The following is a 15,506-nucleotide window of genomic DNA, read 5'->3' as shown; positions in this document are numbered from 1 at the left end:
GCTTCTGGGCTCGCTCGTTTGAGGGGCCAGGAGCCCTTCTGTAGCTGCTCGTTTGAGGGTACGAAGGCCCGTTTGTCAATGTCACGTACGTCTCTTATTGGGGGTAGGGTCGGAGGCGGTCGGGGACAGCCCATACAGCTCGCCGGTAACCCATCGGCGTACCTAACGAGGAGATCGGTTCGTGACGATCCGCGTAGGCATCAACGGATTCGGCCGCATTGGTCGCAACTACTTCCGCGCGCTCCTGGAGCAGGGTGCGGACATCGAGATCGTCGGTGTCAACGACCTGACCGACAACGCCACCCTGGTTCACCTGCTGAAGTACGACACCATCCTGGGTCGCCTCAAGCAGGACGTCAGCCACACCGACGACACCATCACGGTCGGCAACCAGACCTTCAAGACGATGGCCGAGCGCGACCCGGCGAACCTCCCCTGGGCGGAGCTCGGCGCCGACATCGTCATCGAGTCGACCGGCATCTTCACCAAGAAGGCCGACGCCGAGAAGCACATCCAGGCCGGCGCCAAGAAGGTCCTGATCTCCGCGCCCGCCAAGGACGAGGACATCACGATCGTGATGGGCGTCAACAACGACAAGTACGACGCGGCCAAGCACCACGTCATCTCCAACGCCTCCTGCACCACCAACTGTGTGGCGCCGATGGCGAAGGTTCTCGACGAGAACTTCGGCATCGTCAAGGGCCTGATGACGACGGTCCACGCGTACACCAACGACCAGCGCATCCTGGACTTCCCGCACAGCGACCTGCGTCGCGCCCGGGCCGCCGCGGAGAACATCATCCCGACCTCGACCGGTGCCGCCAAGGCCACCGCCCTGGTCCTCCCGCAGCTCAAGGGCAAGCTGGACGGCATCGCCATGCGCGTCCCGGTCCCCACCGGCTCGGTCACCGACCTGGTCCTGGAGCTCGACCGCGAGGTCAGCAAGGACGAGATCAACGCCGCCTTCCAGAAGGCCGCCGAGGGCCAGCTCAAGGGCATCCTGGAGTACACCGAGGACCCGATCGTCTCCTCGGACATCGTGAACTTCCCGGCCTCGTGTACCTTCGACTCCTCGCTGACCATGTCCCAGGGCAAGCAGGTCAAGGTCGTCGGCTGGTACGACAACGAGTGGGGTTACTCCAACCGCCTGGTGGACCTGACCACCTTCGTCGGCGGCCAGCTCTGATCGCCGGCTGACGCCCGAGGCACCGAGATGTGAGGAACGGGGCTCGTATGACGCGAAGAAGCGTCGTACGGGCCCCGTCCCATGGCCGAGCTACGCAAACACGGAGTCACTTCTCATGAAGACGATCGACGACCTCCAGGTCGCCGGACAGCGCGTCTTTGTCCGCGCCGACCTGAACGTGCCGCTGGACGGCACCACCATCACCGACGACGGCCGGATCCGTGCCGTCGCCCCGACGATCGCCAAGCTCGTCGAGCGCGGCGCCAAGGTGATCGTCGCCTCCCACCTGGGCCGTCCCAAGGGCGCCCCGGACCCGGCCTTCTCGCTGGCCCCGGCCGCCGCGCGGCTGGGTGAGATCCTCGGGCAGGACGTGGCGTTCGCGACGGACACGGTCGGCGAGTCCGCCCGGTCCGTGGTCGCGGGCCTGGCCGACGGCCAGGTGGCCGTGCTGGAGAACCTCCGCTTCAATGCCGGCGAGACCAGCAAGGACGATGCCGAGCGCGGCGCCTTCGCCGACCAGCTCGCCGCCCTCGCCGACCTGTACGTGGGCGACGGCTTCGGCGCCGTGCACCGCAAGCACGCCTCCGTGTACGACCTGCCCAAGCGCCTTCCGCACGCCGCCGGCGACCTGATCGCCACCGAGGTCGGCGTCCTGAAGAAGCTCACCGAGGACGTCAAGCGCCCCTACGTCGTCGCGCTGGGCGGTGCCAAGGTCTCCGACAAGCTGGCCGTCATCGACCAGCTGATCGAGAAGGCCGACCGCATCCTGGTCGGCGGCGGAATGGCCTACACCTTCCTCAAGGCCAAGGGCCACGAGGTAGGCATCTCGCTGCTCCAGGAGGACCAGGTTCCGGCCTGCCTGGAGTACCTGGCCCGGGCCGAGAAGCGCGGTGTGGAGTTCGTGCTCCCCGTCGATGTGCTGGTCTCCGCCGAATTCCCGGACCTGAAGACCAAGGCGCCGGCGCACCCCGGGACCGTCGCCGCGGACGCCATCCCGGCCGACCAGGAGGGCCTGGACATCGGCCCGAAGACCCGCGAGCTGTACGCCGCGAAGCTCGCCGACGCGGGCACCGTCTTCTGGAACGGCCCGATGGGCGTCTTCGAGCACCCCGACTACGCCGGTGGCACCAAGGCCGTCGCGCAGGGGCTGCTCGACTCGGACGCCTTCACCGTCGTCGGCGGCGGTGACTCGGCCGCCGCGGTGCGCCTGCTGGGCTTCGACGAGAATGCATTCGGCCATATTTCGACCGGCGGCGGCGCCAGCCTCGAATACCTCGAAGGCAAGACGCTCCCCGGCCTCGCCGCTCTGGAGGACTGAACAACGTGACTGACCGTACCCCGCTGATGGCGGGCAACTGGAAGATGAACCTCAACCACCTCGAGGCCATCGCCCACGTCCAGAAGCTCGCCTTCGCCCTCGCCGACAAGGACTTCGACGCCGTCGAGGTCGCGGTCCTGCCGCCCTTCACCGATCTGCGGTCGGTGCAGACGCTGGTCGACGGCGACAAGCTCAAGATCAAGTACGGCGCCCAGGATCTCTCCGCGCACGACTCCGGCGCCTACACCGGTGAGATCTCGGGCCCGATGCTCGCCAAGCTCAAGTGCGCGTACGTGGCCATCGGCCACAGCGAGCGCCGCCAGTACCACGGCGAGAACGAAGAGATCTGCAACGCCAAGGTCAAGGCCGCCTTCCGCAACGGCATCACCCCGATCCTGTGTGTCGGTGAGGGCCTGGACGTGCGCAAGGCCGGCAACCAGGTCGCGCACACCCTCGCCCAGGTCGACGGCGGTCTGGCGGACGTCCCGGCCGAGCAGGCCGAGACCATCGTGATCGCCTACGAGCCGGTGTGGGCCATCGGCACCGGTGAGGTCGCCACCCCCGAGGACGCGCAGGAGGTCTGCGGTGCGATCCGCGGCCGTCTCGCCGAGCTCTACAGCCAGGAGCTGGCTGACAAGGTCCGTATCCAGTACGGCGGCTCGGTCAAGTCCGGCAATGTCGCGGCGATCATGGCGCAGCCCGACGTCGACGGCGCGCTGATCGGCGGCGCGGCGCTGGACGCGGACGAGTTCGTGAAGATCGTCCGTTTCCGCGACCAGTAGCAGCTATGACGAGGGGGAACCCTCGTCGTACCCTGTCGGGGCCGGGACCGGTGCAGCAGCACCGCCCCCGGCCCCGCACCATTTGTTCCGTATATCGTGATCCATACGTCCGTCCGTCAGTCCTAGAGAGTTGGTCCAGCCGTGGTCATCGGGTTCTCGATCGCCCTCATCGTCTTCAGCCTGCTGCTGATGATGCTGGTGCTCATGCACAAGGGAAAGGGCGGCGGCCTGTCCGACATGTTCGGTGGCGGCATGCAGTCCTCGGTGGGTGGCTCCTCGGTCGCCGAGCGCAACCTCGACCGCATCACCATCGTGATCGGTCTGCTGTGGTTCGCCTGCATCGTCGTGCTCGGCATCCTGATGAAGCTCAGCAACTGACACAGTGTCGGAGGCGCGGCCTATCATGAGGGAGGCGTCCTCGGACGGGTAACTCCAGCCACTGGACGCGCGTTGGGCCTTACGTAGACTGGGGCGTTCCGCAGCGCAGCTGCTGCGAGAGGCTGTGCAGCACCATTACGCAGGGAGTTACGACCGTGGCAAGTGGCAACGCGATCCGAGGAAGTCGGGTCGGGGCGGGGCCGATGGGGGAGGCCGAGCGCGGCGAGTCCGCGCCGCGCATCCGCATCTCCTTCTGGTGCTCCAACGGGCACGAGACGCAGCCCAGCTTCGCCGGCGATGCGCAGGTTCCGGACACCTGGGACTGCCCGCGCTGTGGTTTCCCGGCAGGCAAGGACCGGGACAGCCCGCCGGACCCGCCGCGCACCGAGCCGTACAAGACCCACCTCGCCTACGTCCGTGAGCGTCGCAGCGACGCCGACGGTGAGGCGATCCTCGCGGAGGCACTCGCCAAGCTCCGCGGCGAGATCTGACGGACCAGCACCTGACGTGGCCGGCCCGGCCGGAAGGACACACCCCTTCCGGCCGGGCCGGCCGCGTCTGTGCGCCCTCACGAGCCGCCGTACGCGCGCTCCGCAACGCCCGCGGGCCGCATCTGAGGTAGCGGATGGGGAAGTCGCCCGAGGGCCACTGTCAGTGGCTGCCCCTACCGTTTTCCGTACGCGCACGAAGCGGACGGGGGCGGCATGGCGAACAGCGGGACGGGCACCGGAGCGGGGCACACGACAGGGGCGGGCGCGCTCGCCCCGCGCGGCGGATTCGGCCGGCTGTTGGGCGCCGCCGCCGTCTCCCGCTTCGGTGACGCCCTGCGCGGCACGGCGCTGCCGCTGCTCGCCTACGCGCTCACCGATTCGCCGCTGCTGATCTCGCTCGTCACCGCTTGCGGCTTCGTTCCCTGGCTGCTCTTCGGGCTGCTGGGCGGCGCGGTCGCCGACCGGGTGGACCAGCGGCGGGCGATGTGGGCGGTCGATGTGCTGCGCGGGCTGCTGATGGCCGGCTTCGCCCTGGCCGTGGCGCTCGACCGGGCGGGCATCGGGCTGCTGCTCGCGCTGTCCTTCGCGCTCACCACCCTCCAGACGCTGTTCGACAACGCCGCCACGGCGCTGCTGCCCGCCGTGGTGCCCAAGGAGAAGCTGGCTGCCGCCAACGCCCGGCTGATGACCGGTCAGGAGCTGGCCGGCCGGTTCGTCGGCGGACCGCTGGCCCCGGTGCTGATCGCGCTCGGTGCCGCGTTCCCGTTCCTGGCCGACGCGGCCACCTACCTCGTCGCGGCCGCCCTCGTCGCCTCCCTGCGCACCGGCCCGCCGGCCGGGCGGCCGGCCACCGCCGGGCGCACCGTCCGGCGCGAAATCGCCGAGGGGATACGGAAGTTGTGGCGCGACCGGGTGCTGCGCGCCTTCTGTGTGTCGGTGGCGCTGGGCAATGTCGGCATCGGCGCGCTGATCGCGACCCTGGTGGTGGTCATCAAGGGCTGGCTGGGCGCCGGGGACTTCGGCTATGTCGTCGTGACCACCGGCTACGGCATCGGGATGGTCCTGGGCGGGCTCCTCGCGGACCGGACGGTCGCCGCGCTCGGCGGCTCGGGCCGCACCCTGCTGCTCGGCGGAGTGCTCCAGGCCGTGACCCTGGTGGGCTTCGGGACGCTGCGCTCGGTCTGGCTCGCGGCGCTGCTCCTGGGCCTGTTCGGCTTCGCCGGCATGGTGTGGAACGTCCTGGAGACCACGGCCGTGCAGCGGCGCAGCCCGGCCGGGATGCTCGGCAGGATCAGCTCCGCCTTCCGTACGGTCTCCGTCGCCGGGACACCGCTCGGCGCGCTGTGCGGCGGTGCCGCCGCCACCGCCTTCGGGCCCAACGCCCCCGCGCTGCTGGCCGCCGCCCTGCTGGCCCTGGGGGCCGCCGCGTTGACACCCGTTCTTCAGTCACCCGACGGCGCCTCGTCCGACGGTGGACAGATACCTCATACCGCGCCCTGATCAATTAGGTTGGGAGATGGCGGGGCCGGTACGAGATGAAGAAGGCTGATGTCCGAGATGAACGCAGAAGGCCGCAGCAGGCTCGATCAGATGCCTGAGTGGACCGCGCTGGGCAAGCACCGGGAGCAACTGGCGGAGGTGCATCTGCGCGAGCTGTTCGAGCGCGACCCGGAGCGCGCCGAGCGCTACACCCTCCAGGTCGGCGATCTGCACCTGGACTACTCCAAGCACCTGGTCACCGACGAGACGCTGGGGCTGCTGCGCGAGCTGGCCGCGGCGGCCGGCGTGGCCGAGCTGCGGGACGCGATGTTCCGCGGCGCGAAGATCAACATCACCGAGCAGCGGTCCGTGCTGCACACCGCGCTGCGCGCACCCGGCTCGGCGGTCGTCATGAGCGACGGTGAGAACGTCGTCCCCGGTGTGCAGCACGTCCTGACCAGGATGGGCACCTTCAGCGACCGGGTCCGCTCCGGCGACTGGAAGGGCCACACCGGCAAGCGCATCAAGACCGTCGTCAACATCGGTATCGGCGGCTCGGACCTGGGCCCGGCGATGGCGTACGAGGCGCTGCGCGCCTACACCCACCGGGACATGCAGTTCCGCTTCGTCTCCAATGTGGACGGCGCCGATCTGCACGAGGCGGTCCGCGATCTGGACCCCGCCGAGACGCTGTTCATCATCGCCTCGAAGACCTTCACCACCATCGAGACGATCACCAACGCCACCTCGGCCCGCGACTGGCTGCTGACCGGCCTGCGCGCCGGGGGAGAGGCCGTCGCCAAGCACTTCGTGGCGCTGTCGACCAACGCCGAGAAGGTGACGGAGTTCGGCATCGACACGGACAACATGTTCGAGTTCTGGGACTGGGTCGGCGGCCGTTACTCCTTCGACTCCGCGATCGGCCTGTCGCTGATGATCGCGATCGGTCCGGAGCGCTTCCGCGAGATGCTGGCCGGCTTCCACCTCGTCGACGAGCACTTCCGCACCGCCCCGCCGGAGGAGAACGCCCCGCTGCTGCTGGGGCTGCTCGGCATCTGGTACGGCAACTTCTGGGACGCACAGTCACACGCCGTGCTGCCCTACAGCCACTACCTCTCCAAGTTCACCGCCTATCTCCAGCAGCTGGACATGGAGTCGAACGGCAAGTCGGTGGACCGCGAGGGCAAGCGGGTCGGATGGCAGACGGGGCCGGTCGTCTGGGGCACGCCCGGCACGAACGGCCAGCACGCCTACTACCAGCTCCTGCACCAGGGCACGAAGATGATCCCGGCCGATCTCCTCGGATTCGCCGAGCCGGTCGCCGATCTCCAGCCGGGCCTGGTCGCCCAGCACGACCTGCTGATGGCCAATCTCTTCGCCCAGGGCCAGGCGCTGGCCTTCGGCAAGACGCCGGACGAGGTGCGCGCAGAGGGCGTGGCCGAGGAACTGGTGCCGCACAAGACATTCCCGGGGAACCGCCCCACCACCACCATCCTGGCCGGTGAGCTCAGCCCGTCCGTGCTGGGCCAGTTGATCGCGCTCTACGAGCACAAGGTGTTCGTCCAGGGCGCGGTGTGGAACATCGACTCCTTCGACCAGTGGGGCGTGGAGCTCGGCAAGGTGCTCGCCAAGCGCGTCGAACCGGCCCTGACCGAGGGCGCCGACGTGCCGGGCCTGGACGCTTCCACGGCCGGTCTGGTCGCCAAGTACCGGGAGCTGCGGGGGCGTTGATCCCCCCGGTGGCCCCAGGCGCGTCGCGCTGACGACGCAGGCCCCGCACCCTCCGGGGGTGCGGGGCCTGCGGCCTTGCTGCGGTGACCCTCAGGCCGAAGCCGGCGGGTAGAGATCGCGCGGCAGTTGGGACGCCGCCGCCTCGTCCAGCAGCCACAGGGTCCGGCTGCGGCCCCGTGCGCCGGCCGCCGGGGCCTGGACCTCACCGGCACCGGACAGGGCGATGGCCGCGGCATTGGCCTTGTCCTCGCCGGCCGCCAGCAGCCAGACCTCCCGTGCCGCACGGATCGCGGGCAGGGTCAGCGAGGTACGGGTGGGCGGCGGCTTGGGCGCGCCGTGCACCCCGACCACCGTCCGCTCCGTCTCGTACACCGCGGGCAGCTCCGGAAAAAGCGAGGCGACATGGGTGTCGGGGCCGACGCCCAGCAGCAGGACGTCGAAGGACGGCACCGGGCCGTGGTCCTCGGGGCCCGCGGCGGCGGCGAGTGCGGTCGCGTACGCCTCGGCGGCGGCGTCGGCGTCATTGCCGTACGGGCCGTCCGACGGGGGCATGGGGTGCACCCGGGCCGGGTCCAGCGGGACGCTGTCCAGCAGCACCTCCCGGGCCTGGGTGTGGTTGCGCTCCGGATCGCCGTCCGGTGCGAACCGCTCGTCGCCCCACCACAGATCGAGCCGGGACCAGTCCACCGCGTCCCGGGCGGGCGCCTCGGCGAGGGCCGCGAGCAGCCCGTTGCCGTTGCGCCCGCCGGTCAGGACCACGGAGGCGGAGCCGCGGGCGGTCTGGGCGTCCACGATCTTCGTGATCAGCCGGGCCGCCGCGGCCTTGGCCATCAGCTCCTTGTCGCGGTGCACGACGACCTGCGGAGCACTCACTTGGCGGCCGCCTTCTTCGCGGCCTTCTTCGCCGCGGGCTTGTCCGGGCCGTTCCCGTCCGGTGCCTTCTCCCCGGCGGCCGGCTGCCGGCCGTCCGCCGGCTGTTCGCCGTTGCCGTGACCGAGCCGGTCCACGCCGAACTTCAGCGCCCTGGCGTAGATCTCGTCCGGGTCGAGCCGGCGCAGCTCCTCGGCGAGCAGCTCGGCGGTGTCCCGCCGCTTGAGCGCCACCGCCCGGTCGGGCTGGCCGTGCATCGAGAGCGTGGCCAGCGAGCCGTCCGGGCGGTCCAGCACGATCGCGCCGATGCTGGACTCCATCCGGACGGCCGTCAGGCCGGGGCCGTCGGACACCTTGCGGGTGACCGGGACGTTCAGCCGGTCGGCCAGCCACATGGCGAGCAGCTCACAGCTGGGGTTGAACTCCTCGCCGGACACCTCGGCCGAGGTGACCGTGCACGGAGCCTGGTCGAGCGCCGCCGCCAGCATCGAGCGCCATGGCGTTATCCGGGTCCAGGACAGATCCGTGTCGCCCGGGGTGTAGGTCTCCGCGCGGGCGGACAGCTCATGAATGGGCTGCTCGTCGGCGTAGGCGTCGGTGACCCGGCGCTGGGCCAGCGCACCGAGCGGGTCCTGTGCGGGGGCCGCCGGGGCGTTCACCGCCCACCAGACCACGACCGGGGCGTCCGGCAGCAGCAGCGGCAGCACCACGGACTGGGCGTGGTCGATGACCTCGCCGTACAGCCGCAGCAGCACCGTCTCGCCGGTGCCGGCCTCCGTGCCGACCCGCACCTCGGCGTCCAGACGGGCCTTGGCGCGGTCGCGCGGCGACCGGCTGACCCGCTTGATGACGACGAGGGTGCGCGAGGGGTGCTCACGGGACGCCTCGTTGGCCGCCTTCAGGGCGTCATAGGCGTTCTCCTCGTCGGTGACGATGACGAGGGTGAGCACCATGCCGCTGGTGGGAGTGCCCACCGCCCGGCGGCCCTCCACCAGGGCTTTGTTGATCTTGCTGGAGGTGGTTTCCGTCAGATCGATCTTCATGGCCGACGCCAGCTCCGTCCGTCTCGTGCGAGCATTTCGTCCGCCTCGGCCGGGCCCCAGGTGCCCGCCGGGTACTGCGCGGGCTTGCCGTGCTTGTCCCAGTACTCCTCGATCGGGTCGAGGATCCGCCAGGACTGCTCCACCTCCTCCAGGCGCGGGAAGAGGTTGGCGTCGCCGAGCAGCACATCGAGGATCAGCCGCTCGTAGGCCTCGGGGCTGGACTCCGTGAAGGACTCGCCGTACGCGAAGTCCATCGACACATCCCGCACCTCCATCGAGGTGCCGGGCACCTTGGAGCCGAACCGCACGGTCACGCCCTCGTCCGGCTGCACCCGGATGACCAGGGCGTTCTGCCCCAGCTCCTCGGTGGCGGTGTGGTCGAAGGGGGAGTGCGGAGCGCGTTGGAAGACCACCGCGATCTCGGTGACCCGACGGCCCAGGCGCTTGCCGGTGCGCAGGTAGAAGGGGACGCCCGCCCAGCGGCGGTTGTCGATCGACAGCTTGATCGCGGCGTAGGTGTCGGTCTTCGACTTGGGGTCGATTCCGTCTTCCTGGAGGTAGCCGACGGCCTTCTCGCCGCCCTGCCAGCCCGCCGCGTACTGTCCGCGGACGGTCTCCTTGCCGAGCTCCTTGGGCAGCCGGACCGCGCCCAGCACCTTGGTCTTCTCCGCGACCAGCGCGTCCGCCTCGAAGGAGGCGGGCTCCTCCATCGCGGTCAGCGCGAGCAGCTGGAGGAGGTGGTTCTGGATGACGTCACGGGCGGCGCCGATGCCGTCGTAGTAGCCGGCCCGGCCGCCGATGCCGATGTCCTCGGCCATCGTGATCTGGACGTGGTCGACATAGCTGCGGTTCCACAGCGGCTCGAACATCGTGTTGGCGAACCGCAGCGCCAGGATGTTCTGGACCGTCTCCTTGCCCAGGTAGTGGTCGATCCGGAAGACCTCGTGCGGCGGGAAGACCTCGTGGACGATCCGGTTGAGCTCCTGTGCGCTCTCCAGGTTGTGCCCGAAGGGCTTCTCGATGACCGCGCGGCGCCAGGAGTCCTCCTTCTGGTCGGCCAGCCCGTGCTTCTTCAGCTGCTGGACGACCTTGGGGAAGAACTTCGGCGGCACGGACAGGTAGAAGGCGAAGTTGCCGCCGGTGCCCTGTGCCTTGTCGAGCTCGTTTATCGTCTCCTTGAGCGTCTCGAAGGCCTCGTCGTCGTCGAAGTTGCCCTGGACGAAGCGGCAGCCCTGGACCAGCTGCTGCCAGACCTCCTCGCGGAACGGCGTACGGGAGTGCTCCTTGACCGCCGCGTAGACCTCCTGCGCGAAGTCCTCGTGCTCCCACTCGCGGCGGGCGAACCCGACGAGCGAGAAACCCGGTGGCAGCAGCCCCCGGTTGGCGAGGTCATAGACGGCGGGCATCAGCTTTTTACGGGACAAATCGCCCGTGACGCCAAAGATGACCAGGCCCGACGGCCCCGCGATGCGCGGGAGCCGTCGGTCCAGGGCGTCACGGAGCGGGTTGGCTCCGTGGGAATCAGTCAAGGGAGATCAGCCCTCCGAGGGAGCGAGGCGCTTGAGCTCCGCCTCCGTGGACTTGAGCAGGTCGTTCCAGGACGCCTCGAACTTCTCCACGCCCTCGTCCTCCAGGAGCTGGACGACCTCGTCGTACGACACTCCGAGTCCGGCGATCGCGGCCAGGTCGGCCCGGGCCGCCGCGTAGCTTCCGCGCACGGTGTCACCGGTGATCTGACCGTGGTCGCCGGTGGCCTCCAGGGTGGCCTCCGGCATGGTGTTGACCGTGCCCGGGGCGACCAGCTCGTCCACGTACAGGGTGTCCTTGTACGCGGGGTCCTTGACGCCGGTCGAGGCCCACAGCGGACGCTGCTTGTTGGCGCCGGCCTTGTCGAGAGCGGCCCAGCGCTCCGAGGAGAAGACCTCCTCGTACGCCTCGTAGGCGAGCCGGGCGTTGGCCAGCGCGGCCTTGCCCTTGAGGCCCTTGGCCTCGTCCGTGCCGATCTTCTCCAGGCGCTTGTCGATCTCGGAGTCCACACGGGACACGAAGAACGACGCCACCGACCGGATCAGCGACAGGTCCAGGCCCGCGGCCTTGGCCTTCTCCAGGCCCGCCAGGTAGGCGTCCATGACCTCGCGGTAACGCTCCAGCGAGAAGATCAGCGTGACATTGACGCTGATGCCCAGGCCGATGACCTCGGTGATCGCCGGCAGACCCGCCTTGGTGGCCGGGATCTTGATCAGCGTGTTCGGGCGGTCCACCAGCCACGCCAGCTGCTTGGCCTCGGCGATGGTCGGGGTGGTGTGGTGCGCCAGGCGCGGGTCGACCTCGATGGAGACCCGGCCGTCCTGGCCCCCGGTGGCGTCGAAGACCGGCCGCAGGATGTCGGCGGCGTCCCGGACGTCCGCCGTCGTGATCATGCGGATGGCTTCCTCGACGGTGACCTTACGGGCGGCGAGGTCGGCGACCTGCTGGTCGTAGCCGTGGCCGTCCGAGATGGCCTTCTGGAAGATCGACGGGTTGGTCGTGACACCGACGACATGCTGCTGGTCGATCAGCTCGGCGAGGTTGCCGGACGTGATGCGCTGGCGCGACAGGTCGTCCAGCCAGATCGCGACGCCTTCGTCGGAGAGGCGCTTGAGTGCGTCTGTCATGGGTTCTGCATCTCCTACTTGTCGTGTACGGGCGTCAGCGCGCGGCGGCTTCGAGCGATTCCCGGGCGGCGGCGGCGACCGCGTCGGCGGTGAAGCCGAACTCGCGGAAGAGGACCTTGCCGTCGGCCGAGGCACCGAAGTGCTCCAGGGAGACGATGCGCCCGGCGTCACCGACGAAGCGGTGCCAGGTCAGCCCGATGCCGGCTTCGACGGCGACCCGCGCCCGGACGGACGGGGGCAGCACACTGTCGCGGTAGGCCTGGTCCTGCTGGTCGAACCACTCGACGGACGGCATCGACACCACACGGGTGGGAATGCCCTCGGCCTGGAGCTGCTCGCGCGCCTCGACGGCGAGCTGCACCTCGGAACCGGTGCCGATCAGCACGATCTGCGGCGCGGCGTCCTGCCCCTCGGGGCCGGTGGCCTCGAAGAGGACGTAACCACCCTTGGCGGTGCCCTCGTTGGCGGGGTACGTCGGCACGCCCTGACGGGTCAGCGCGAGGCCGTGCGGGGCCCCCACGCCGTACTCCTTGGTGTAGCGCCGGAGGATCTCGCGCCAGGCGATCGCGGTCTCGTTGGCGTCGGCCGGGCGCACGATGTTCAGGCCCGGGATGGCACGCAGCGAGGCGAGGTGCTCGATGGGCTGGTGGGTCGGGCCGTCCTCGCCCAGACCGATGGAGTCGTGCGTCCACACGTAGGTCACCGGCAGGTGCATCAGCGCGGACAGCCGGACGGCGTTGCGCATGTAGTCGGAGAACACCAGGAAGGTGCCGCCGTAGATGCGGGTGTTGCCGTGCAGCGCGATGCCGTTCATCTCCGCGGCCATGGAGTGCTCACGGATACCGAAGTGGATCGTGCGGCCGTAGGGGTCGGCCTCCGGCAGCGGATTGTCCGCCGGGAGGAACGAGGAGGCCTTGTCGATCGTGGTGTTGTTGGAGCCCGCGAGGTCGGCCGAGCCGCCCCACAGCTCCGGAATCACCGCGCCGAGGGCGTGCAGCACCTTGCCGGACGCGGCGCGGGTGGCCACGGACTTGCCGGTCTCGAACGCGGGGAGGTGGTCCTCCCAGCCCGCGGGCAGCTCGCCCGCCGCGATCCGGTCGAACTCCGCGGCACGCTGCGGGTTGGCGGCGCGCCAGTCGGCGAACGACTTCTCCCACTCCTTCTTGGCGTCGCGGCCGCGGTCGAGGGCGGCGCGGGTGTGCGCGAGCACCTCGTCGGCGACGTCGAAGGACTTCTCCGGGTCGAAGCCCAGGACCCGCTTGGTGGCCGCGACTTCCTCGTCACCCAGCGCCGAGCCGTGCGCGGCCTCGGTGTTCTGGGCGTTCGGGGCGGGCCAGGCGATGATCGAGCGCATCGCGATGAACGACGGGCGCTCGGTCTCGGCCTTGGCGGCCTCCAGGGCCTTGGCGAGACCGGCCGGGTCCAGGTCGCCGTTGGGCAGCTGCGCGACGCGCTGGACGTGCCAGCCGTAGGCCTCGTAGCGCTTGAGGGTGTCCTCGGAGACCGCGGTCTCGGTGTCACCCTCGATGGAGATGTGGTTGTCGTCCCACAGCAGGACGAGGTTGCCGAGCTTCTGGTGGCCCGCCAGGGAGGACGCCTCGGCGGAGATGCCCTCCTGGAGGCAGCCGTCACCGGCGATGCAGTAGATGGTGTGGTCGAAGGGCGAGGTGCCCTGCGCCGCGTCGGGGTCGAACAGGCCGCGCTCGTAGCGGGCCGCCATCGCCATGCCGACCGCGTTGGCGACACCCTGGCCCAGCGGGCCGGTGGTGGTCTCCACACCGGTGGTGTGGCCGTACTCGGGGTGGCCCGGGGTCTTCGAGCCCCAGGTGCGGAACGCCTCCAGGTCGGCCAGCTCCAGGCCGTAACCGGCGAGGTAGAGCTGGATGTAGAGGGTCAGGCTGGAGTGGCCCGCGGAGAGGACGAACCGGTCGCGGCCGGTCCAGTTCGCGTCCGCCGGGTCGTGCCGCATCAGCTTCTGGAAGAGAAGGTAGGCGGCCGGCGCCAGGCTCATGGCCGTACCGGGATGGCCGTTACCGACCTTCTGCACGGAATCCATGGCCAGGACACGGACGGTGTCCACTGCCCGCTGATCCAGTTCGGTCCACTCGAGATCTGTGGTGGTCGGCTTGGTGCTCACCCTGAGTCAGGGCTCCTCTCCACATGTCGAATGCCGCGGACGGTATGTCCGCCAGGCGGTGTCGAGCCTACCCCCGCGAGTGCGTGCGTCTTTTCGACGCTCAGTCGGTGTTTTCGGCGCTCAGTCGGTGCGGCGCGGTCACCGCGGCCCGTCGCTTTGGGCAACCAAATCAGGACTTCTGGCATTCCGGTCCCAGATGCGAGAGCCATACGACCAGACTGCCGGGCAGCGGTCCGGTTCGCCTCCTGAACGCCGGGCGAACGGCCGGGGAAAGGTGCCGCCGCCGCACGGCCGCCCGCCGCCCAACACGACCCCACCCCCGCGAAGATCGCTGTATGGCCAACGTCTAAAGTGGCGTGGTACGCGCAAGCCCTACACCGCGTCTTCACCGCAGGATGGGCTTGCATGCCTTTCTCTTCTGCGGCAGAGGCCGCTGACGTTACTTCCAGGGGTGTGCGTGACGGCCGTCGAATCCCGACCTGCGGGGGCGCTCTCTCAGGTCCCCGGGAATCCCGGTGAGCGGCCGTTCGGGGCCCGCGTCAAAGGGTTCGTGGCGCTGACCAAGCCACGGGTCATCGAGCTGCTGCTGATGACCACGGTGCCGGTGATGTTCCTGGCGGCCAAGGGCGTGCCCGATCTGTGGCTCGTCCTGGCGACCTGCATCGGCGGATACCTCTCCGCCGGCGGCGCCGCGGCCTTCAACATGTACCTCGACCGCGACATCGACGCGCTGATGGACCGTACGTCCCAGCGGCCGCTGGTCACCGGCATCGTGAGCCCCGCCGAATGCCTGGTCTTCGCGACCGCCCTCGCGGTGGGCTCCACGGCCTGGTTCTGGGTCCTCGTCAACCCGCTGTCGGCGATGCTGTCGCTCGGTGCGCTGCTTTTCTATGTCGTCGTTTACACGATGATCCTCAAGCGGCGTACCAGCCAGAACATCGTCTGGGGCGGTATCGCCGGCTGTATGCCGGTCTTCATCGGCTGGTCGTCGGTGACGAACTCGGTCTCCTGGGCCTCGTTCATCCTCTTCCTCGTCATCTTCTTCTGGACGCCGCCGCATTACTGGCCGCTGTCGATGAAGGTCAAGGACGACTACGAGCGGGTCGGGGTGCCGATGCTGCCGGCCGTCGCGGGCAACAAGGTCGTCGCCCGGCAGATCGTCGCCTACAGCTGGGTGATGGTGGCGGTCTCGCTGCTGCTCCAGCCGCTGGGCTACACCGGCTGGTTCTACACCGCGGTCGCGCTCGCCTGCGGAGCCTTCTGGCTCAAGGAGGCACACGGTCTCCAGGCCCGCGCGAAGGCCGGCATCACGGGCGCCAAGCTCAAGGAGATGCGGCTGTTCCACTGGTCCATCACCTATGTGTCGCTGCTCTTCGTCGCCGTCGCCGTGGACCCCTTCCTCCGCTGAGAGGTGTGGGGGATCACCCTCTCCAAAAG

At 69.6% G+C, this 15,506-nt stretch carries 13 protein-coding genes; 8 read left to right on the top strand and 5 right to left on the bottom strand.

The genetic code is table 11. The annotated features are described in order from the left end of the window. The first annotated feature begins 181 nt into the window (after positions 1-181). From gap to pgi, 7 genes are all read left to right on the top strand, one after another. Positions 182-1,186, top strand: a complete 1,005-nt coding sequence (gene gap / locus TU31_RS33495) for a type I glyceraldehyde-3-phosphate dehydrogenase (RefSeq protein ID WP_042161719.1) — start codon at positions 182-184, stop codon at positions 1,184-1,186. A 115-nt stretch (positions 1,187-1,301) separates the two neighbouring features. Further along, positions 1,302-2,504 carry a phosphoglycerate kinase gene (locus TU31_RS33490; protein WP_042161717.1) on the top strand — a complete coding sequence of 401 codons (1,203 nt, stop codon included), beginning with the start codon at positions 1,302-1,304 and terminating at the stop codon, positions 2,502-2,504. 5 nt (positions 2,505-2,509) lie between these two features. Further along, the gene (gene tpiA / locus TU31_RS33485; RefSeq protein ID WP_042161715.1) at positions 2,510-3,286 is read left to right on the top strand and encodes a triose-phosphate isomerase; all 777 of its coding nucleotides are present in this window, start codon (positions 2,510-2,512) and stop codon (positions 3,284-3,286) included. A 141-nt stretch (positions 3,287-3,427) separates the two neighbouring features. Next, entirely contained in the window at positions 3,428-3,664 is a 237-nt protein-coding gene (gene secG, locus TU31_RS33480) for a preprotein translocase subunit SecG (protein WP_042161713.1), read from the top strand. Positions 3,665-3,819: 155 nt separating this feature from the next. Then, entirely contained in the window at positions 3,820-4,155 is a 336-nt protein-coding gene (locus TU31_RS33475) for an RNA polymerase-binding protein RbpA (RefSeq protein WP_016578660.1), read from the top strand. 213 nt (positions 4,156-4,368) lie between these two features. After that, positions 4,369-5,655, top strand: a complete 1,287-nt coding sequence (locus TU31_RS33470) for an MFS transporter (protein ID WP_042161710.1) — start codon at positions 4,369-4,371, stop codon at positions 5,653-5,655. Positions 5,656-5,712: 57 nt separating this feature from the next. After that, positions 5,713-7,365, top strand: a complete 1,653-nt coding sequence (pgi, locus tag TU31_RS33465; RefSeq protein WP_042161836.1) for a glucose-6-phosphate isomerase — start codon at positions 5,713-5,715, stop codon at positions 7,363-7,365. A gap of 90 nt (positions 7,366-7,455) precedes the next feature. Here pgi and pgl read toward each other — a convergent pair whose 3' ends face one another. Genes pgl through tkt form a run of 5 tightly spaced genes read right to left on the bottom strand, consistent with a single transcriptional unit; the run spans position 7,456 to position 14,069 of the window. Then, positions 7,456-8,238 (bottom strand): 6-phosphogluconolactonase, encoded by a 783-nt coding sequence (gene pgl, locus TU31_RS33460; RefSeq protein ID WP_042161708.1) that lies wholly within the window; start codon positions 8,236-8,238, stop codon positions 7,456-7,458. Further along, positions 8,235-9,278, bottom strand: coding sequence for a glucose-6-phosphate dehydrogenase assembly protein OpcA (gene opcA, locus TU31_RS33455; RefSeq protein ID WP_042161706.1), 1,044 nt, complete (start codon positions 9,276-9,278; stop codon positions 8,235-8,237). The genes pgl and opcA overlap by 4 nt, the downstream gene beginning before the upstream one ends. After that, a complete protein-coding gene (gene zwf, locus TU31_RS33450) occupies positions 9,275-10,807 on the bottom strand; it encodes a glucose-6-phosphate dehydrogenase (RefSeq protein ID WP_042161704.1) in 1,533 nt (510 codons plus the stop codon). The genes opcA and zwf overlap by 4 nt, the downstream gene beginning before the upstream one ends. Positions 10,808-10,813: 6 nt before the next feature. After that, positions 10,814-11,932: a transaldolase gene (tal, locus tag TU31_RS33445; RefSeq protein WP_042161703.1), complete on the bottom strand. Its 1,119-nt coding sequence runs from the start codon at positions 11,930-11,932 to the stop codon at positions 10,814-10,816. A 34-nt stretch (positions 11,933-11,966) separates the two neighbouring features. Continuing rightward, positions 11,967-14,069, bottom strand: coding sequence for a transketolase (gene tkt / locus TU31_RS33440; RefSeq protein WP_042161701.1), 2,103 nt, complete (start codon positions 14,067-14,069; stop codon positions 11,967-11,969). A 451-nt stretch (positions 14,070-14,520) separates the two neighbouring features. On the opposite strand from tkt, the gene TU31_RS33435 reads away from it, so the two are divergent. Next, positions 14,521-15,477 carry a heme o synthase gene (locus tag TU31_RS33435; protein WP_078886094.1) on the top strand — a complete coding sequence of 319 codons (957 nt, stop codon included), beginning with the start codon at positions 14,521-14,523 and terminating at the stop codon, positions 15,475-15,477. The last annotated feature ends 29 nt before the right edge of the window (positions 15,478-15,506 follow it).

The sequence above is a fragment of the Streptomyces lydicamycinicus genome (genome assembly GCF_000829715.2).
Lineage (GTDB): Bacteria > Actinomycetota > Actinomycetes > Streptomycetales > Streptomycetaceae > Streptomyces > Streptomyces lydicamycinicus.
Note: the sequence above shows the minus strand (reverse complement) of the source record. Positions and strands in the feature narration are given on the sequence as shown.

Bases quoted from the DNA above. Each gene is read 5' to 3' on its own strand.
- TU31_RS33470 (WP_042161710.1), top strand. From the start codon at position 4,369: ATGGCGAACAGCGGGACGGGCACCGGAGCGGGGCACACGACAGGGGCG.
- tal (WP_042161703.1), bottom strand. From the start codon at position 11,932: ATGACAGACGCACTCAAGCGCCTCTCCGACGAAGGCGTCGCGATCTGG.
- opcA (WP_042161706.1), bottom strand. From the start codon at position 9,278: ATGAAGATCGATCTGACGGAAACCACCTCCAGCAAGATCAACAAAGCC.
- pgi (WP_042161836.1), top strand. From the start codon at position 5,713: ATGAACGCAGAAGGCCGCAGCAGGCTCGATCAGATGCCTGAGTGGACC.
- TU31_RS33490 (WP_042161717.1), top strand. From the start codon at position 1,302: ATGAAGACGATCGACGACCTCCAGGTCGCCGGACAGCGCGTCTTTGTC.